12 protein-coding genes are annotated in these 17,931 nt (G+C 42.1%); 9 read left to right on the top strand and 3 right to left on the bottom strand.

Annotated elements, in window-relative coordinates; all coding sequences use genetic code 11:
• Positions 1 to 42 precede the first annotated feature (42 nt).
• The 3 genes from MKY74_RS35490 to MKY74_RS35480 form a co-directional block, all read right to left on the bottom strand.
• Complete coding sequence (locus MKY74_RS35490; RefSeq protein ID WP_076176898.1) at positions 43 to 291, bottom strand: hypothetical protein; 249 nt, start codon at positions 289 to 291, stop codon at positions 43 to 45.
• A gap of 271 nt (positions 292 to 562) precedes the next feature.
• Positions 563 to 838, bottom strand: coding sequence for a hypothetical protein (locus tag MKY74_RS35485; RefSeq protein ID WP_076176899.1), 276 nt, complete (start codon positions 836 to 838; stop codon positions 563 to 565).
• 6 nt (positions 839 to 844) lie between these two features.
• Positions 845 to 1,975, bottom strand: a complete 1,131-nt coding sequence (locus MKY74_RS35480; RefSeq protein ID WP_076176900.1) for a ParM/StbA family protein — start codon at positions 1,973 to 1,975, stop codon at positions 845 to 847.
• 371 nt (positions 1,976 to 2,346) lie between these two features.
• Here MKY74_RS35480 and MKY74_RS35475 point away from each other — a divergent pair, with 371 nt between their 5' ends.
• The 9 genes from MKY74_RS35475 (at position 2,347) to MKY74_RS35435 (ending at position 17,922) form a co-directional block, all read left to right on the top strand.
• On the top strand, positions 2,347 to 3,141 hold the full coding sequence (locus MKY74_RS35475; RefSeq protein WP_076176922.1) for a ParA family protein: 795 nt from the start codon (positions 2,347 to 2,349) through the stop codon (positions 3,139 to 3,141).
• Positions 3,128 to 4,567, top strand: coding sequence for a hypothetical protein (locus MKY74_RS35470; protein ID WP_076176901.1), 1,440 nt, complete (start codon positions 3,128 to 3,130; stop codon positions 4,565 to 4,567). The genes MKY74_RS35475 and MKY74_RS35470 overlap by 14 nt, the downstream gene beginning before the upstream one ends.
• A gap of 11 nt (positions 4,568 to 4,578) precedes the next feature.
• Complete coding sequence (locus MKY74_RS35465) at positions 4,579 to 5,751, top strand: replication initiator protein A (RefSeq protein ID WP_076176902.1); 1,173 nt, start codon at positions 4,579 to 4,581, stop codon at positions 5,749 to 5,751.
• 271 nt (positions 5,752 to 6,022) lie between these two features.
• A complete protein-coding gene (locus MKY74_RS35460) occupies positions 6,023 to 10,168 on the top strand; it encodes an AAA domain-containing protein (protein ID WP_076176903.1) in 4,146 nt (1,381 codons plus the stop codon).
• 704 nt (positions 10,169 to 10,872) lie between these two features.
• Entirely contained in the window at positions 10,873 to 12,243 is a 1,371-nt protein-coding gene (locus MKY74_RS35455; protein WP_076176904.1) for a primase C-terminal domain-containing protein, read from the top strand.
• Positions 12,244 to 13,181: 938 nt separating this feature from the next.
• Positions 13,182 to 15,779: a helicase HerA domain-containing protein gene (locus MKY74_RS35450; RefSeq protein WP_076176905.1), complete on the top strand. Its 2,598-nt coding sequence runs from the start codon at positions 13,182 to 13,184 to the stop codon at positions 15,777 to 15,779.
• A 12-nt stretch (positions 15,780 to 15,791) separates the two neighbouring features.
• Positions 15,792 to 16,655 carry a replication-relaxation family protein gene (locus tag MKY74_RS35445; RefSeq protein ID WP_076176906.1) on the top strand — a complete coding sequence of 288 codons (864 nt, stop codon included), beginning with the start codon at positions 15,792 to 15,794 and terminating at the stop codon, positions 16,653 to 16,655.
• 36 nt (positions 16,656 to 16,691) lie between these two features.
• Positions 16,692 to 17,006 carry a hypothetical protein gene (locus MKY74_RS35440; protein WP_076176907.1) on the top strand — a complete coding sequence of 105 codons (315 nt, stop codon included), beginning with the start codon at positions 16,692 to 16,694 and terminating at the stop codon, positions 17,004 to 17,006.
• Entirely contained in the window at positions 16,984 to 17,922 is a 939-nt protein-coding gene (locus MKY74_RS35435; protein WP_076176908.1) for a conjugal transfer protein, read from the top strand. The genes MKY74_RS35440 and MKY74_RS35435 overlap by 23 nt, the downstream gene beginning before the upstream one ends.
• The last annotated feature ends 9 nt before the right edge of the window (positions 17,923 to 17,931 follow it).

Genomic DNA, 17,931 nt, shown 5'->3' with positions numbered 1-17,931 from the left:
TCCGTCGGTGGCTGTGACTGTGAAGGCGTAAGTGCCAGCCTGTTAAGGCTTATAACGGAACGCGCCGGTATCCGGATCCAGCTCGGCGCCTGCTGGCAGCCCCTCCGCCTCATAGGTCACGCGATCACTAAGGCCCGGGTCGGTGGCCAAAAAACCATAAGACGTTGCGGCACCCACATAAGCGAGCCGCTCCAGATCGCCGCTCCCCGCCTTAAATACCGGCGGCGTCAGCTGCTCCCCTGCCTTGACGTTCAGGCTGTCGATGCCTACCTTTCTTCCGGGACCGGTCACCTTCCAGAACACGTTGCTGTGGTTAGGGGTCGACCTGATAGTTAACTAAGTTAAATATATACGTTATAAATTATTTCTATCATTATAAATAATGAGTTCCAATTAAAAACATCCATTTAGCTAATCATTCGCTATCTGAAAATATAAGTACCGATTAGATAACTAAAAATAACCGATAGCTGCATTCGGTGAAGCTACCGGTTAATAAAAAGTAAAATGTTTTGATATTAAATTAATACAATGCGTAATTAATAGTATTATTTAATTTGATTTAATCTTCAGATAATCGGCTAAATTTACCTTGTCCTCCAACACCCGGAGGGAGCCTTCTGCGTCCCTTGGATTCTGATTCTTCATTGTCTTGTTTTTTGTATAAATCACGTACATTGGAGATACCGGATGATTTATTGGATCTAATCATATTGATATAATGGGCAGCGGCAAATTTGAGAAAACCAGCTGAGTTACCGAACTTCTCCATTTCCGCGAGAATATCTGCGTGCTTTTCTGTATCAAATGTCACTTCAATTCTTTTTCTATCTCCCACGGTGCATCACTCCGTTCCAACCGCGCTCATTGCTTTGGCATATTTATAGAAGCCTAATACATTTGCAATTTCAGAATCATTGACGACCCTTGAGTATTTGTATTGATTTTTGATGTATTCTTGTTTGATTAAGTTAGATCCACCGCCAGTAAACAGTAATGTATCAATGCGGAGGCTGCCTTTAAGTGTAGTATTAATGGTATTAAGTACTTCACGCGTAAATTTCATTAGTGATTTATCTACAAATTCTGATATAGAGAATGATTCGTTTTTGTTAGGTTTAAAATAGTACCCTTCTTTTGGATTTCCTTCTCTCAAGATTTGTTCAACATCAAAATTCGTGATGCCCTTGATTCCTGCCTCGGTTGAGCGGTTAACAATTTGATCATAAAGCTCATAAACGCCAGTAGGCTTCTGAGATCTTGGATTACTGAGATTCATGTTTTTCAATGTATCTATCAGTAGAGTACCGCCACCAATATCGACAACAACCACTTGTTCCTCTAATAAGCTGGATTGCTCTTCTATTACATAACCATCGAAGTCTAATACTTCATTATAAGCTGTACCAACAGGCTGCGGATTTACATGAACTTCTTTAACCCGGATATTTAAACTTTCTTCGTTTACAACGATGTTATGATCACCTAACAAAGCTTGAGTAATGTCCTCTACAGCAGTTCCATTGAAATCATCTGTTGGAACCCCTGTGGAAACCGCAACTTCCAAAATACCATTTTTTGCCTCTTCGTAATCTCGTGCAAGCTCAGCTAGAGCAAAATCAGTTAGTAGCTTAAACTCATGTTTTTTATACCGGTCTTCAAATCCAATCGTACTTATAAATTTATCTTCTGCATGTACAAGGTGTAAGTCTGTTCCCCATGCGTAGGAGAAATCTCTATCCAAACTGGATGTAAATTTATCAATATGTAAGGGTAGTCCTGAACCAATGGCAGTTCTCTGATCTCCGAGGTCGTCATAATCCAAAAAATGAGAAGGCAACACCTTTGCGCCAATAAGTTCTTCTGTTGTTTTGGTAGAACCTTTCTTTTTAGTTGCAGCTTCTTTTATTTGTAGAGTTTTTTCCGAAACTAGTTTCACCTGTTTGTTTCCGATATCTAATGAGAATATAATCAATTAGTTCATCTCCTTATTCTTTAATGGTACAACCAAAATATACCGGTAAAATACCGTGTCTGTCAATTGAATTATTCGATTATAAGTGCGGATAACCAGTAAAATACCGGTATATTTTTCGCAAAACTAAAAAATATACCGTTAATATACCGGTATTTTTGAGTTTGGACTTAGTAGTATACCGGTAATATACCGGTACTAGTACCTGTCCTATTGCTGTCATCGCCTTGTTATCTACAATAATTAGAGTTGATTAATTTGATAGATATGGTAAATTGGAAACATAGAAACTGAACAGTTTTATTGTGATGTAACAGTATTCATGATTATGAGAAATGACAATGTTTTTTTACTGAGAGGATGGGATGTTTTTGGGTATTGTCTATTCTGTTTCAGCAAATAAAGGTGGCGTTGGCAAAACAAGCTTTGTCACAAATTTAGCCGGTGCCATTATTAAGAAAAAGCGTAAAGCTCGAGTTTTGATCGTCGATACAGATGCTCAGGGAAATGCGTCGCTTGCATTTGGTAAGAACCCTAAGAGTTATGAAAACACAATTTATGACGTGCTGGTTGGAGCTGCAAACATAGAAGACGTTATTGTAAATCTGAAGAAAGGACTTGATCTGCTTCCTTCTAACGTAGATATGGATTTCTTGGACTTTGATGTTCTAACAAACCAGGAGAAGTTTAAAGCCCCGTTTCATTTATTTAAGCATCCATTAGAAAGGATTAAGGATCGATATGATTACATATTGATTGATACTCCGCCAGCTATGGGGCTTACAGCGGGTAATGTACTCGTTGCAGCTGATCGTGTCATTATTCCCTTTTCACCAGAAACCTTTGCTGTATCAGGTATTGTTCGAGTTATTGATGCAATTAATGATTTTAAACAAAAACAAAATCCTTCATTAAAGATTGATGGAATTGTCGGAATGATGGTCGATTCAAGAACTACCCTTCATTCTGAGATGCTGGCTAAAGCACGACAATATTGCGATCAAAATCAATATCATATGTACAATACAATCATTCCACGATCTATTCGATTTGCAAGTTCTACAGCATATGAAGGTGTACCTGCAGTTTTTTCAGATGCTAGTAATCCTATTGTTTCTGCGTACTTTGAATTAATGGAGGAGGTATTAACTCATGGCAAGGAATAAGAGAAGTCTATCCAATATTGGCTTTTATGATCTTGAGCCGACGACTCCGACTACTCCTGATGCTGAAAATAACAATGAATCTGAAAACAATTCAGATATAAACAATAGTGAAAAGAAAAAGAATTTAGAAATCGTCAATAGTAAAATTCAAACAGAAAACGACACAGGTGATATGAACCTGAAAACTGAACAGGAAAATAATTACGGAATGCCCTCTACTGTGAAAGAGTCTTCCCAATCAATTGTTTCAATAAATGGTATGATGAAAACTGAACAGAATTCAAGTTCAGAAAAAATTGATCCGTTGATAAGAACCGATAAACTGAACAGTTTAAATGAAGAGATTGCCATATCGCAATCGGGTGAACAACTTGTAGAAAGTTATTCCAATAGCATTGACACAAGACCCTCTACTCAACAAAAAAATGATCCAAGAGAAATATTAAGTGAAACTGAACAGTATTACGGTAGTGTTGTTTTCGATACTCATGAAGCCCAAGAGTTACAAAGAAATGGTTCATATGTCTCGGTTGGCTTGAACAATAAAACTGAACAGATATTAAGTGGTAGAAATGCTGATTCTTCTGAAAGTAACCAACAACAAGCATCCCATGTTCCTACATCAGAATTGAACAATCAAACTGAACAGAGAATCGATGAACCCTATGCTGGACTTCATTCTTTAAGTGAAAATAACATTGAAACTGAACAGTTAAACAATTCAAATATATTGCAACAAAACGATGTTCAAGAATCATCACTATTAAATAAACCTGCTCAAACTTCAGAAACACTTATTAACAATCAATTATTGAAAGTGTTAAATGATTTATTGTTAAGTAACAATAAAACTGTTCAGTCTTCTGCTTTAGAAACAATGAATAGTATAAATGAGCAGTCTCAAGATTCAGCTGATGGGTTCAAGCAAACTAAAACTGTTTACTCTTCAGGTTCAGAAACAATTAATAGTATGAATGAACAAAATCATAATTCAGTAAATGAATTCAAACTTAATGAAACTGTTCATACATCAGCTTCAGTTAACCAAAAGAATAAAAATAAACCATCAATAGATTCAAATAATATGTTTATAGAAAATGAAATGATTCATTTAACCGAAACCGAAATACAGAAAAGTAACACTGACGCTAATACATCAAATGTTTCAGATAAAAGATTCATACAAAATGAATCAGTCCGGTTCGGGTCAGAAGATAACTTTTTAAGTCATTACCACGAACAAATTGAGAAAAGGAAGCCTCTAGTTGAGGAAACACATACGAGAGATACTTACTTAATTCGTAATGATCTACTTGAGAGATTCAACCGTTTGGCTAAGAATGAGAAGAAGGGCTTTAAAATGAGATTTATTAATTATGTTCTTGAAAAAGAACTGGATAAAATTGAAAAGTTAAGTGGGCGGTGAACTCAGTGGAAATGGACGCCTTGCACGAAGTCGATTCAAAACTTAACTCAATGGCTGAGGAGTTTATTGGAAAAACGCAGCGACATGCTGACCCCTTAAAGGCCGCAAGCATTCATCAAGAAGCAATAGAACAGTTAAGTGCGCAGTTGGTGCAGCAAGTTTCGGTTAAAAACCTTTTTATGTACGCCAACCAATGGGGAGAGACACTAAAAACGCGGCAGATGGAGGGTGGTAAGGATCAAACCTTATTGAGAGCAAAGAATGACATTCTAGAACGTGCCCTGCGTGTAAAATCTGTTGATTATTTACGAGAAGTGGTACCCTTTAATACAAATATTGCGCAGCATGCATTATTCTCTGCGAATCCTAGAGGTTCGAGCAAGCAAGTCACCTCTACGGTTTACGGTGTGCGAAATGTTTATATTAAACATACTACCGGCGAAGTACTAACAACATATGAAGCACGTGTTATGGGAGCAATACAATCACTCTGGTTTAAAAAGAACATTAATGGGAGCGCAAATGGCAGCGCATCTGTTGAATTGAAGTACGCTGACATTTTGACTGAAATGGGTCTATCTGATGGATCTGCGAATTATAAACGGATCCAGGAAGCGCTGATGCGGTTGATGAATATTGAGGTTACGCTCACGCAATATCAACGTTCAAAGAATGCTGAATATGAAGAAATAGCCCTCACGCGTTTGATCGATCAAATTGTGTTCAGACGGAAAATCGGGACGTCCAACCATTATCAATACAAGTTTGAAATCCGTCTTCCTGAGTGGCTAGTTGAAGCAAATCGTGAAGGTAACCTATTTGATGTATCTCTTATCCTCATGAATGATCTAAAGTCCTATTTATCTCAAGGATTGTACTGGCTCGTATCTTCATATCCGGAAGAACCATCAGTGACATTAGAGCTCTCTACCCTCGCTGGCCATTTTCACTTTTTAGATGATGATCGCGAACCGATCATGCCGGTATTTAAAATTGTGGAGCGTATAAAGCAGGCCTGCGAAGAGCTGCAAACGGTAGGTTTTATTGATCAATTCGAATTTTCAGGGAAAAAGCAAGGATTATTGGAACGTTATTTAACTGTTACTAAGAATCCGGTTTTCCTTAATGGGCCTGTGAGGTCTGTAAAGGATCAGGAGGAGCCCTTACAGCTGGATCTTTTTTAACATGTTTCAACCTCGTGTTAAGTACTAGTGCTTAAAAATAAAGAGCGGCTGTTAGTCAGCCGCTCTTTATTTTTGATTTTAAAAAAAGCGATTAACATAATCAATCTTCTGTTAATCTCAATGTGTGATTTTAAGTAAGTGTGGTTAGAATTCTCAATTAGGGAATGATTCCAAAGTACATATCCCCTTTACTTTCCAAACATGACAATAACACCGATAATAAAGCATATACCAGTTCTAAAGAACCAGTACTTTGGTAAAAGGAGAACCTATGAAAGACCTACTCACATTATACCGTGATCGGCTGACTGACTTAACTGCTCGCAATAAGAGTTTACGGCTGCTGCAACTAACTGTGAAAAATCATTTTGACCTTGCTCGCCTGGACATCCATCGTATCATGAGTGAATTAATGTCGCTGAAAGGATTTATATATTTATTCCCACAGAACAATATTGATGAAGAGAGTATTCTAAATAACCAACACTTGACAAAATTAAAACGGGAAATGGATCTAATTGAGCAGGAGACTGGCCACAATTCATTTTATATTGCTTATGGTTTCTTGGAAGGTGAACTGGCAACAGATTTCTATATCCGCTGTCCCTTATTATTTTATCCTGCCAAACTTATAAGAGCGTCATACCGAAACAAACCGTACTGGACAATAGCCATAAGTGAAGAAGAACGCCCATTTATCAACCGAGCTTTTTTGATGGCAACACAAAAATTCCTTGGCGCTGATTTAGGGCTTAATGAAACAGAATTTGATTTTCCTTCTGATCCTAATGCTGCACTAACTTGGCTTCATCAATGGCTAGATGACTGTGGTTTAAAAGTTCAGTTTGAATCAGAACTAAAGCTTCAAGCTTTTCCGAATTTAAAGCGCAAGGATCTTGAAAACAGCAGCAACAAATCGTTGCGGCTTCTTCCTTATGCTGTTATGGGGAAATTTCAGCAATCGACAAGTACACTCGTAAACGATTATGAGGATCTGCTGAATGATCCACCGACCGAAGGTTTTTTGCACGAAGTTATATCGGGGCTGTCACGTAGTGATCTGGATCAAATATCAGAAGATATTTTAAATGTAACCCCTCCATCGGAAACCTTTTTTGTTTTAGAGACTGATGCAAGTCAGGAGGCAGCTGTTTTAGCCTCTCGTGACAAGAAAGGCTTGATTGTTCATGGTCCTCCAGGGACAGGTAAATCCCAAGTTATCGTTAATATGATTGTTGATCGGCTTGCACAGGATCAGCGAGTGCTTGTTGTATGCCAGAAGAAAACAGCACTGGATGTTGTCTATAACCGGCTGGGTCAAATCGGATTACAGGGAAGCGTGGCACTAGTACATGATTATAGCCAAAACAAAGCAGACGTTTACCGCAAAATCATAAGTGTCATGCAGGAAACGGGTCCGGACTATTCCAGTGTGGAACGTGTTTCAAATGAAAAGCAGGCTTTGGCGGAGAGGCTTAACATAATAGCTCATTCTCTACACAAATCAAGACCATTTGGTAAAACACTACATTCACTTTACAATCGAGCATTATGGAAGCAAGATTCATTAATTCAAGTAGAAGATCTAATTTCCGGTATCACCCATGATGAGCTTCAAGCACAACTTATTGATCTTAGGACTATCGTTGAGCTGATGGAAATTTATGATGCGCATAGCCACCCATGGTCACATAGAAAGTCATTTGCTGCATATTCTATGCGGGAACGCTCTGCGATTGAAGAGATCACGAATTCAATTATTAGGGACGCAGAGTTGGCAGGAAATCTCCAACACGATATAGATCTAAAATATACTCCCGATCAATATGCACGACACTATAGAGAGTTTGAAAACTTACTAGGTGTATTGATGAAAAAGTATGATCGTCATATTGGAAGGTTAACTATGCTCGCACTTGCCAGTGTGAATGAAAAAAATTCCTTATCGGATATTTGTGTCGGGTTGCGACATGAGTTGAACAAACTTAATCAACAAGTTTCTGCTCTTGCACAGTTACCAGAGGCCGAAACTCGATTGTCAATGGATGACGCAAAGTCACGATTAAATCTGATCACGAGTTTTCTTGCAGATAACCAAAGCATCCTACGATTTATTAAAAAGGGCTGGCATCAGAAAAAAAAGGAATTAATAAAATATTGTGAAAGCATGGGATTATCCTTTACGTCAGAGACTGTCAGTGACCATACTAAGAACTTATTGAGCTATATTCAACATGAAACACTGCGTGAGATGATAAAAATCAACCCACTATTAGCCGATTCAGAACCTGTACATAACCACACTACAAAGTGGCAAGAGTGGGTACAGCAAATGGAGGAGACACACTCATTTTTAATGGCGTTGGCACCTATTATCGATAGTTTTCCTGGTTTAATTCAATTACGACAACAGGATGATATCAGAAAGCTTTTTGAAGATAACACATACAAGAAAGAACTTGAGCGAACAGTTGATTATGCACAAGCAGTTGATGGGATCCTCCAGAACATTGTGGCGCTCGGCCCTTATCTTCGGGAAGAAGTTATTAATAAGATGATTCAACAGCTAGGCTTAGGCGGACCGGACATTTCTCAATATCGTTCCTTACAACAATCATTAAACCATTTTGATAGCCTATGCAGGCTTGATCAAATGAAATCAGAGATGGGTGATCTCAAAACGAAATTATTGGAACGCTGCCAGGAGAAATATCCCTTACAGGAGAAGGGCGCTGTTGCTGAAACATGGATTCGAATGATTGAGAACAGTTTTTATCATGCCTGGATTTTAAGCATAGAAGAAGCCGAGCCGCATATTAAAGATGTGTCTACAGAAATCTTTGAGAGATATCGTGATCGCTTCAAGAAATTAACGAAGCAAAAGCGCGATATGAACCCTTTGATCGTGCGAAAAAAGCTCTATGATAAAACGATAAACGTGACAGGCAGTGTGCGTATGACCCTAAAGCACGAAGCTGGTAAGAAACGGACTCAAATGCCACTCAGAAAAGTTATCTCTCATTTTCAGGAGCCAGTATTTAATCTTCTTCCATGTTGGCTTTGCACGCCAGAAGCTGTCAGTGCAATTTTCCCATTAGCCAAAAATCTCTTCGATCTTGTTATATTTGATGAGGCGTCTCAGTGCCCCGTTGAAAATGCAATACCAGCGATTTATCGGGCGAAGCAATTAGTAGTTGCTGGAGATGAAAAGCAGCTTCCGCCAAGCAATTTCTTCAATGGCACGGCAGAAGAAGAAAATGATGAGGATGAATCCGAAGTGGAAGGATATGTCGACCATACCGATAAAGAAGCTAAAAGTCTCCTGGAGTGGTCCAAACCTAAATTCATTGATGCGTGGCTAACATGGCACTACCGCTCTTTATTTGGGGAGTTGATCAGCTTCTCAAATGCAGCCTTTTATAATGACTACATGCAGATTGCGCCAGCAGTTACAAAGCGTGGAACAGGAAAGCCGATTGAATTTCATCAAGTTGAAGGACGTTGGGAGAACTCTGTGAATCGGATAGAAGCTGAAAGAATTGTAGATTTGGTGTTTGATCTGCTGCAAAAAGATGATCATCCAACAATTGGTGTTATCGCATTTAATCAGAAGCAGGCGGCCTTAATTGGGGACTTGCTTGAACAGGCAGCCTACGATGATCCTGTACGTCAGGAGCTATTGGATCGTGAGAAGGAGCGAAAGAACGGTGAGGAAAGCATTGGTCTGTTTGTAAAAAACATTGAGAACGTCCAGGGGGATGAACGTGATATCATCCTATTCTCAGTGACCTATGCAAAAGATGTAAACGATCGGATGGTAAGTAATTTCGGCCCCCTATCGATCGGTGGAGGAGAAAATCGTTTGAATGTCGCAATTTCCCGAGCAAGGCAAAAAATACACATTGTTTGTTCATTTGACCCGACTGAATGGACGAGGGCCGAAACGTATGCTAAAGGGGTACGATTATTTAAAAGGTATCTCGAGTATGGAAAAGCCATCTCAGACGGCGATGAGGAACGAGCAGAGAACATTTTAAGCAGCTTGCTAGATGGTACCCGTCTACAAGGTGAATATTCGGAATTACAATATGACAGCGTATTTGAAGAACAAGTTGCAGAGGCGCTTCGAAAACGGAACTATGAGGTCCATACACAAATCGGCTTCTCAGGTTATCGTATTGATCTCGCTATTGTCGACCCAAATAAGGATCAGTACATTCTTGGCATTGAATGTGATGGCGCCATGTACCACTCGTCCAAAGTGGCCCGTGAACGCGATATGTATCGTCAGCGATTTTTGGAGAGTAAGGGGTGGGCTATCCACCGGATATGGAGCCGCAATTGGTGGCTATCAAGAGAACATGAGTTACAAAAAATTGATGAGATCGTTACAAAGCTGAACAGGAAAACTTCATAAAGTTGCTAAAAAGTAGCTGCCGGATTTTAAGACCGGCAGCTTTATTATTACAGTGAGTTACTTATTGACATATATAAGAGGCATTTTAGAGAGCTTCCTTTCTAACCTCCTAAAGAAAGAAACCATTTTACACTTAATTATCATCCTTTAAACTACGGAAAAATTACCATTTCATCCGTTTAACTACGGGAAAATGAACAATCATCCCTTTAACTACGGAAAAAAAATAGAAACATCCGTTTAACTACGGAAAACAATCAAAAAAAAATTTCTAAACGTGAATTTTTGCTAAATAACTTAACCAAGTAGCTCGATTTAAGATGAATCATCCATTTAACTACGGAAATACTCCTCAAATCATCCCTTTAACTACGGAAACGGTCCCCGAAACATCCCTTTAACTACGGAAATCTAAAAACGACGCAATTTGCCAGAATCGAAATTTGTGTCGTATAGTAGGGATAGATTAAGAGAATTCATGGAAATATCATATATTCATAAATAAAAATAAAAGCCCACACCACCACAAATATTGAATGCCGGTCGCCAAACTAGCCATTCATTATTTGTCCTTAGAGTGAGAGCTTCTACTTTTCTTTGCATTTTTACGGTTATTATACCCCAACTGCAAAAAAAAGTGAAGTACTGACTCCTAATTTCCTATTGCCTTTTTTTCCTAACGGTGTGGAATAAGGGGTTTTTTTATGTCTCTTTTGAGAAAAACTCCGGACTCTGCTATCGAAAATTATATTTTTCGAGGCTTATTTCGTGATCAATTAACAGACAAGCCGAAACGTTTTATGCAGGTCCGCGAGGAGAAAAATCGCAGCCATAAGCTGGGTTGGCTTTTTGTCAGCAATGATTGCCGCAGCGATAAGGCATGCCGTACATATCAAACGCTTTTTCTTCTATCGAGCAACTATACATATTACACTCCGAATACCTTTTATCGAAACGATAGTCGTGAAGAGGCCAATTTGCGCTGGTTGAACGCTTTGGTCCTAGACGTTGATGTTAAGAACGGTCATAATGATGGCTTGACCTTCCCTGATCTGCTAGAAAGAATCCGGAAGTCAGGGCTGCCTGAACCATCTATCGTGGTACAGACGCCTTCTGGTGGCTTTCATGTCTACTTTGTGTTGGACAAGCCACGCCGGGCCTATTCCAACGCTATTGCCCAATATAAAAAGCTCCAAGTGGCTATGAGTGAGGCCATTGGTGGGGACCGCCAAGCCGTCGGTGCAGGGCGTTTCTTCAGAATGCCCACAGCTCAGAACACCATTTATCGAACAGATCGGCGTGTCTCTTTCGATGAGTTAAACGACTGGTACTGGTTGAATCAGGACCAAATTAACGAAAGCAATCGTGTATCACTGCGTGCCAGGCAGAACTTACTGTCCCAGCCGGCCGTGCAAAAGCTACTTGAGGGTGCAGAAGTTGGCAAGAGAGATAACACAGCATATACCCTAGCATTAGTTTTTAAAGCTGAAGGGTACGATCAAGATGCAGCGGAGAACGAACTGCAAGCATGGAACAGCCGGCTTGAGAGCCCGCTTTCCAAAATAACGATACGTCAAAAAGTGCAAAGTGCATATAAACCTGGAGCGCCTATTAGACCAACTGCAGGGTGGATCGAATATCTCTCTGGCCAGCGTTTTTCCTACAGCGTGTGGGAACCCGCAAAGCCGAGATCAGAGCGCAAAACTAGCCACTACCATGAATGGGCAGGGGACATATTAGATACGTTGTGTTCGCATCCCGAAGGTGAGGTTTCCGGATCCCAGAGAGAACTGGCAGCAAGCTGGGGGATGTCTCTTTCCACATTCCAACAAGTCACAAAAATCCTGCTTGAGCTTGGGAAGATTTCGGTTGAGGTTGTGGGTAAAGGGCGTGGCGCCAGGACCATTATCCGCATGGTGAAGGATTCCAACGTTGAATTACTTCGTCCTTTACGGCCAGGCAAATCGCTTAAAAAAAATGTACCCGATTCCAAAACATTTAATTTCGATGGGGTGGTGGGTGGGACTCGCCTTAGTGAGCAGGCACCTCTTTCTCGTCCACCTGATGGTTCCTGATCAACTCATCAATGCTGGTTCCGCACGGCTGGCCTAGGTACGGATTTGCTTATACTTCCTGTTCTGAATTTTTCATGTGATGATTTTTTATAGTGTTTGGTCCGGTTAGTCATCTGTGCTGCTTGCATTCCTGTGTCGGTTCCCTTGGCTGAGCAGGTAGTCCTTGTTGGACTGGTTGGCCTACTTTACCTCTGCTACCTGTTTCCTAAATTTTCCTGATGCGATCGTCCGAGTTTTTTGGGTACGTGTGTTCCCTTTTTTTAGGCTCTTTTTCTCATGTACTATTTGTCCAACTATGGTATATTTTGGTTGAATATTGCTATGTTATTGCTCACCTATTCTTAGCTGATGCTTTATTTGTGGATTGTTGGGGAATCCCTGAAGAATTCTCTAGAGATAGTTATATTAAAATGTTTAAGTTCCCCGCCGCTAGCGGGTCGTCCTTGCACAAAGAGTCGCGGCACTCCACGTTGTTTCTTTCCGCGACTCTTTGTGCAAGGACGACAGATAAAGATCAACGTACGGAACCAAAGATGGAGAGTTGATGTATTAGGTTCGGTTATTGGAAGTGGTTGAAGGGTGAACTGTAGGGATGGTAGTAATTGGTAGGATGGACAAGAGAAGAAGAGATGTAGGAAATAGAAAAAAGTTATTGAATTGAAAGATGAAGAAGTTGTTGTGGCGGAGATAGAGGGTTAGATGGAGGAAGTAGTTGGATGTAGGTAGGTGCAGTAAGAGAGGGGATTAATGTACTTAAGGAATGGGTATCGGACTGGATCGGGGATACGGAAATAGGATTTGTATGCTGTATTTGGATAGATAGTTGAGTAGGATGGACATGGCTTTGTGGCTTGTGGATATTGTGGATGACTTGAGCTTGCTTTGTGGATAGTTGAAAGTGATGAGCAAATATATCCATACGGGGAGGTATCTTCTGAATGAGCAGATATCATGTATTCCCTGGGCTCGTACCAAAGGGTGTTTGTTATGAAATACGAACAGTTCAAGATGCGAGTATTCACTATTTTAAGGATGAAACGGCTTGGTCGAATATTCTGGGTATGCTGCAGCGACCGTGGTATAAGCGTTGGTTGTTCCAGCCCTGGATTGCATGGGAACTCGATGCGAGTGCAGAGTACATAAAGTACAAGGTTTGGGTTCCCAATGAGGATATCGGGAAGCAGTTTCAGACGAAGTATTACGGCGAGCATCCGGAAGTTGAAATCATCCAAGTTGAGGATGAACCATGGAACTTTAAAGAAAAACACGCCGGGTCGAAGCTGCTGCTTGAACGGCATTTTGTGATTCCACTCAAAATCTATCATAACGATGTGGTGGATACGCAGGTAGAGCTAATTGGATTACTAGAAACGCTGAATCTGAAAGAGCGCGTCCGAGTCCAGGTGTTGGTAAAGCCGATGTATCATACCGATCGCCTCTTTGGCAAAGCCTTCCGGCAGCTGCACGATGAAGAAGACGATGATGAAAGCATGCTGACAGAGAATGAATTGTATAAAACAGCGATTCAGGGGAAAAAGGCGAGATTACTCGCGCGCGCGTCCATTCGGATCGTTGCTGCGGCAGAGACCTACCAGGATGCCAAGCGAATGATCGCCAGCGCAAGACACTCTTTTGGGCAGTTTTCCTCAGGAGAACTCAATCGATTATATGGCCGTGAGTGGTGGCAGATGATCCGTCCATTGTTCCGGTATGAATTTAACCGAAGGATTTATCCTTTTCAGCGTCCGAAGAAGCGTGTTGGTCTATCGGCTGACGAATTGGCGATGATTTTAAGACTCCCCAGCGGGAAAGTCGTTTGTAATAAGCTGCAGCGGATGAAAATGCGCAGAACCCCTTTGCCCTTAGAAGTTCTGCAGCTCCGGAGTCGGGAAGATGGGACATGCGTGCCGATTGGTGTTCATGAATATCATGGTCAAACCAATGAAGTGCATTTTGACCTGAAGGGCTGGTCGCGGCATATGGCCATTTGGGGCGGGACGATGATGGGGAAGTCAACATTCATCTATAACTTGCTGGAAAAAGTGATTGCAATCCGGACGGAGGAGAACAAAATTGGATTTACCCTCATTGATCCGCACGGGAGTTTGGCGGTTGACGTTGCAAGCCGTATTCCGAAAGAGCAGCAACACCTTGTCCGGTATGTGCGGTTTAAGGACGGTGAGTTTCCTTTCAACGTGTACGATGTGGATTTTGCATCGAGCCCGGACAAAATTGCACAGAACGTTGCAGACGTATGCAAACGCGTGTGGAAAGACTTTTGGGGGCCGAACGTTGACGATAACTTCCTTAATGGCGGTATTGCCCTGCAGCGCGTAGGTGAAGCTACCCTGTACAATTTGCGGATGGTCCTGGAAGACGATGAATTTCGTAATGGGGTGCTCTCTCGTTTAAATGATGAAGACCCCCTGGAACGACAGCTGAAATTATTTATCGGCAAATATGACCGTTTAGAGGATCGGGTACGGGAGCCAAAGATTAATTCGACGTTGAACAAGCTACGAAAGCTCACCCTCTCGGAAACGCTTGGCCGGATCCTAAGAGCTGAAACAAATGGCATCCGCTGGCGGGAAGGGATGGACCAGGGATATTACCACATTTTTGACTTATCAGGGCTGACGATCGATGAGCGCCGGTTTATCGGTTCGATGTGTCTGACCTTTTCGCAGTTGGCCATGCTTAGCCGCGAAGATTTGCTTTCACAAGGTAAAGCTATGCCATTGCATCCGATTATTGTGGATGAAGCGCCGACATTTATGGACCAATCCGCAGATGCTATCCAGTCTTTCGCGGATGAAGCCCGGAAATACAATGTTCCGCTTGTGCTAGGGATGCAGGGCCTCGAAGGTCAGGTACCGGATCAGGTGGCGAGTGCCATATTCCGAAATTTCGGAACGCTGATTGCGTTCCGAGTAGGAAATACAGAAGATGCAGAAACGATCTATCAAGGTATGAAAGCGGATTATTTAAAAGTGGAAGACTATCAGCAGGTCGAGCCAAATTATGCGTATATGCGGATGGCCATTGGTCGGGAAACGACTTTGCCGTTTTTAGTCAAAATGAACCCGCCAGAACATCCCCAATATACCGATGACATCCCTCAAATGATTGAGCAGACCCTCTCCCGTGCCACGGAAATGGAGAGTCGTATTCAGGCCGGGAAGAGAGCCGCAGAGGAAGAGGAGGTGCTGAAAGAGAAGGAGCTAATTGAAGCCTTTGAAGAAGGGGCCGCGGCCACAGAAAGCGTAGCATTGGAGGATAATAATATACTTCGCGTAACAACAGATAAACAAGACTTGGACTTAAACCCTGATCCAATATCTGCGGAAAATCAAGACCTGATCGACTTTCACGACCTGGAGGCAGAAGACGCCAAGGTATCTCTTGAGGTGGTTCAGGATGTAGAACAAAGTGGCGACGTTAAGATTGGAGAGGGAGAAACCGAACCAGCCTCAGAACCTATTCAACCTTCCAATACAGAACCAAGAACACTTACAGCTGAAGATTTTAGTGATTAAGGAGGGGCTATTTTGAGGAAAAAGGGAGAACGTGAGAACGAAGTTGCTGTGATTCATCTAGGGGAGAAGGAGCGAGATCTGCTGCTTATGCTTTACGACATGCTCTTTGCAGACATCGATTTTATTGGGACGTATGTATACCCCGATCTCACCTTATCGAGCGTACATCGACGTGTACGAGGCATGGAGGATTTCGGTTATATTAAGTCATTTACGACGCCTCGGGTAGAAGGGGATAGCATGCATAACATCAAGGTTGTGACTTTGGATCGCCTTGGTGTCGAGGAAGTGGAGGCTCTAACAGGGGAGAGCCATTGGGATACGAGGTGGACGAAGAGAACACCTTCCTTTATTCACCACCTGCTGCAGATGGCTAAAATGCGCGCGGCATTTCAGAAACAAGAGATGCCAGACTTTCAGCTGCACACTTGGGTTTCAGAGAGAGGTAGCTACTATCAGTATGGACAGCGGAAAGAGGATGTCATTGTGCCTGACGGCACGGCAATATTTAGGCGTGTCATGAACGACAAGGCGGGGGACTTTGCTTATTTTATGGAAATGGAGCGCAGCCGGCAGCGGGCCGTTGTCTCTCAAAACAAGCTGCGGCGCTACAACGACTATCTTGGACGGGATGCGGTCAGCAAGCATCCGATTTTTTACCAGAAGCCGGTTGTTTCAAGAGTTTGCTTTATATCAGCCACGGAGAAAGAAAAGCTTCGGCTGATGGAACATACGAAGGATATTGATACTTCCCACATCCAGGCGGTTTTGTATACGACGTATGAAGAAGTGATCTCCAATCCATACGGCGAAATTTGGGTTTTCAAAAATGCTGATCAGACCAAATACACGATGTGGAAAATCAAACCTAATTAGTACTATAGATACCGGAAAGGGGGTGATGTCTCAAGGATGGATTTAAAACGAGATCAGAAGCGGCGGCCCAGCCGGACCAAGCGTTTTTTGGCTCAGTGCTTAAAAAAAGTGTTCTTTCTGGCGGTCTTTGTATGCCTGCTCGGCGGGATCGGTTGGGCGGCTTACCGCTATAGTCAGCCAGTTAGGAAAACATTCGATGAAATGGGTGCCTTCGTGAATCCCATAGTCCAACAATATGGCTGGCTGCCGGTAATCGCTGGAGCACTGCTGGTATTTGGGGCTATTTGGGCCGTTGTCGATGAGCAGAGTGACAAGGAGAACCAGAGGTATGGCCAACGGGAAAGAGTATAACGATGTGGAGGTGGATGAACCTTTGGCAAAACGAAAACTGCCGAAAACCGTTATCCGCAAGCGGGTCGTCAAAACTGTGTTCTGGATGGGGATTGCCTATCTGTTTTTTTGCGTCTCTATTCTGATGTTCCGGCCTGAAGATGGGGTCAAGGCGGAAGCAGAGGTGCTGCAGCCTGTTCAGAATCCGGCGACCGAAGCCGGCGTGGAGACGTTTGCGGTCAACTTTGCCTCTCAGTATTTTACGTGGGGGCAGGGCGATAAAGCCTTTGATGATCGAAAGAATCGATTGCAGCCATACCTAGCCAGTTACGTGGATTCGCAGGCAGGCCTGAACATCAAAAAGATGACTTCCAAATCAACCTTCTTAAAGAGTCAGGTTTGGAAGGTGGAAGATGCCGGATCGGACCGATCTAAGGTCACACTGCGGTCGCAGTACGCAGTAACGGCAAATGGTAGGAAGGAAACTAAGCTAAATTATATGGTGGTACCTGTGGCCTCGGACGGTCAAAACTTTGTAGTCTACGATATCCCCTATTTTGTGCAGGAACCAAAAAAATTCGAACTTGACCAAAAAGATGGCATTAACCGGTCTAATGTATTGCACCAGGCTCAAATGAAGGCAGAAATCCGGGATTTCTTAGACTCTTTCTTTAAAGTGTATGCTTCCGGAAAACAGGAGGAGATCTCGTACTTCACCAAAAATGTGAATGTACAGGGGCTCTCTGGCATCCTGACGTACAAGGGAATTGGGGACATATCCATCTATACGAATCTTGAAAGTGAAGGCATTTACCAAGTGGAAGTTCAAGTGACGTACGGAGATTCTAAAGGGGCTACGCTTTATACGTATCCGTACTATGTTGAGGTTAGGAAAGAAAGCAGCCGTTGGTTTGTTGTGAACTTCGAACAAAAATAAGGAGGGGAC

Origin of the sequence: Paenibacillus sp. FSL R5-0378 (assembly GCF_038009285.1) — a bacterium.
Lineage (GTDB): Bacteria > Bacillota > Bacilli > Paenibacillales > Paenibacillaceae > Paenibacillus_AQ > Paenibacillus_AQ favisporus.
This window is presented reverse-complemented; position numbering and strand designations above follow the sequence as displayed.

What these genes read in the sequence shown, in the direction of transcription:
- MKY74_RS35440 (WP_076176907.1), top strand. Translation starts at nt 16,692, where the DNA reads ATGGATTTAAAACGAGATCAGAAGCGGCGGCCCAGCCGGACCAAGCGT.
- MKY74_RS35455 (WP_076176904.1), top strand. Translation starts at nt 10,873, where the DNA reads ATGTCTCTTTTGAGAAAAACTCCGGACTCTGCTATCGAAAATTATATT.
- MKY74_RS35465 (WP_076176902.1), top strand. Translation starts at nt 4,579, where the DNA reads ATGGACGCCTTGCACGAAGTCGATTCAAAACTTAACTCAATGGCTGAG.
- MKY74_RS35450 (WP_076176905.1), top strand. Translation starts at nt 13,182, where the DNA reads ATGAGCAGATATCATGTATTCCCTGGGCTCGTACCAAAGGGTGTTTGT.
- MKY74_RS35435 (WP_076176908.1), top strand. Translation starts at nt 16,984, where the DNA reads ATGGCCAACGGGAAAGAGTATAACGATGTGGAGGTGGATGAACCTTTG.
- MKY74_RS35470 (WP_076176901.1), top strand. Translation starts at nt 3,128, where the DNA reads ATGGCAAGGAATAAGAGAAGTCTATCCAATATTGGCTTTTATGATCTT.
- MKY74_RS35460 (WP_076176903.1), top strand. Translation starts at nt 6,023, where the DNA reads ATGAAAGACCTACTCACATTATACCGTGATCGGCTGACTGACTTAACT.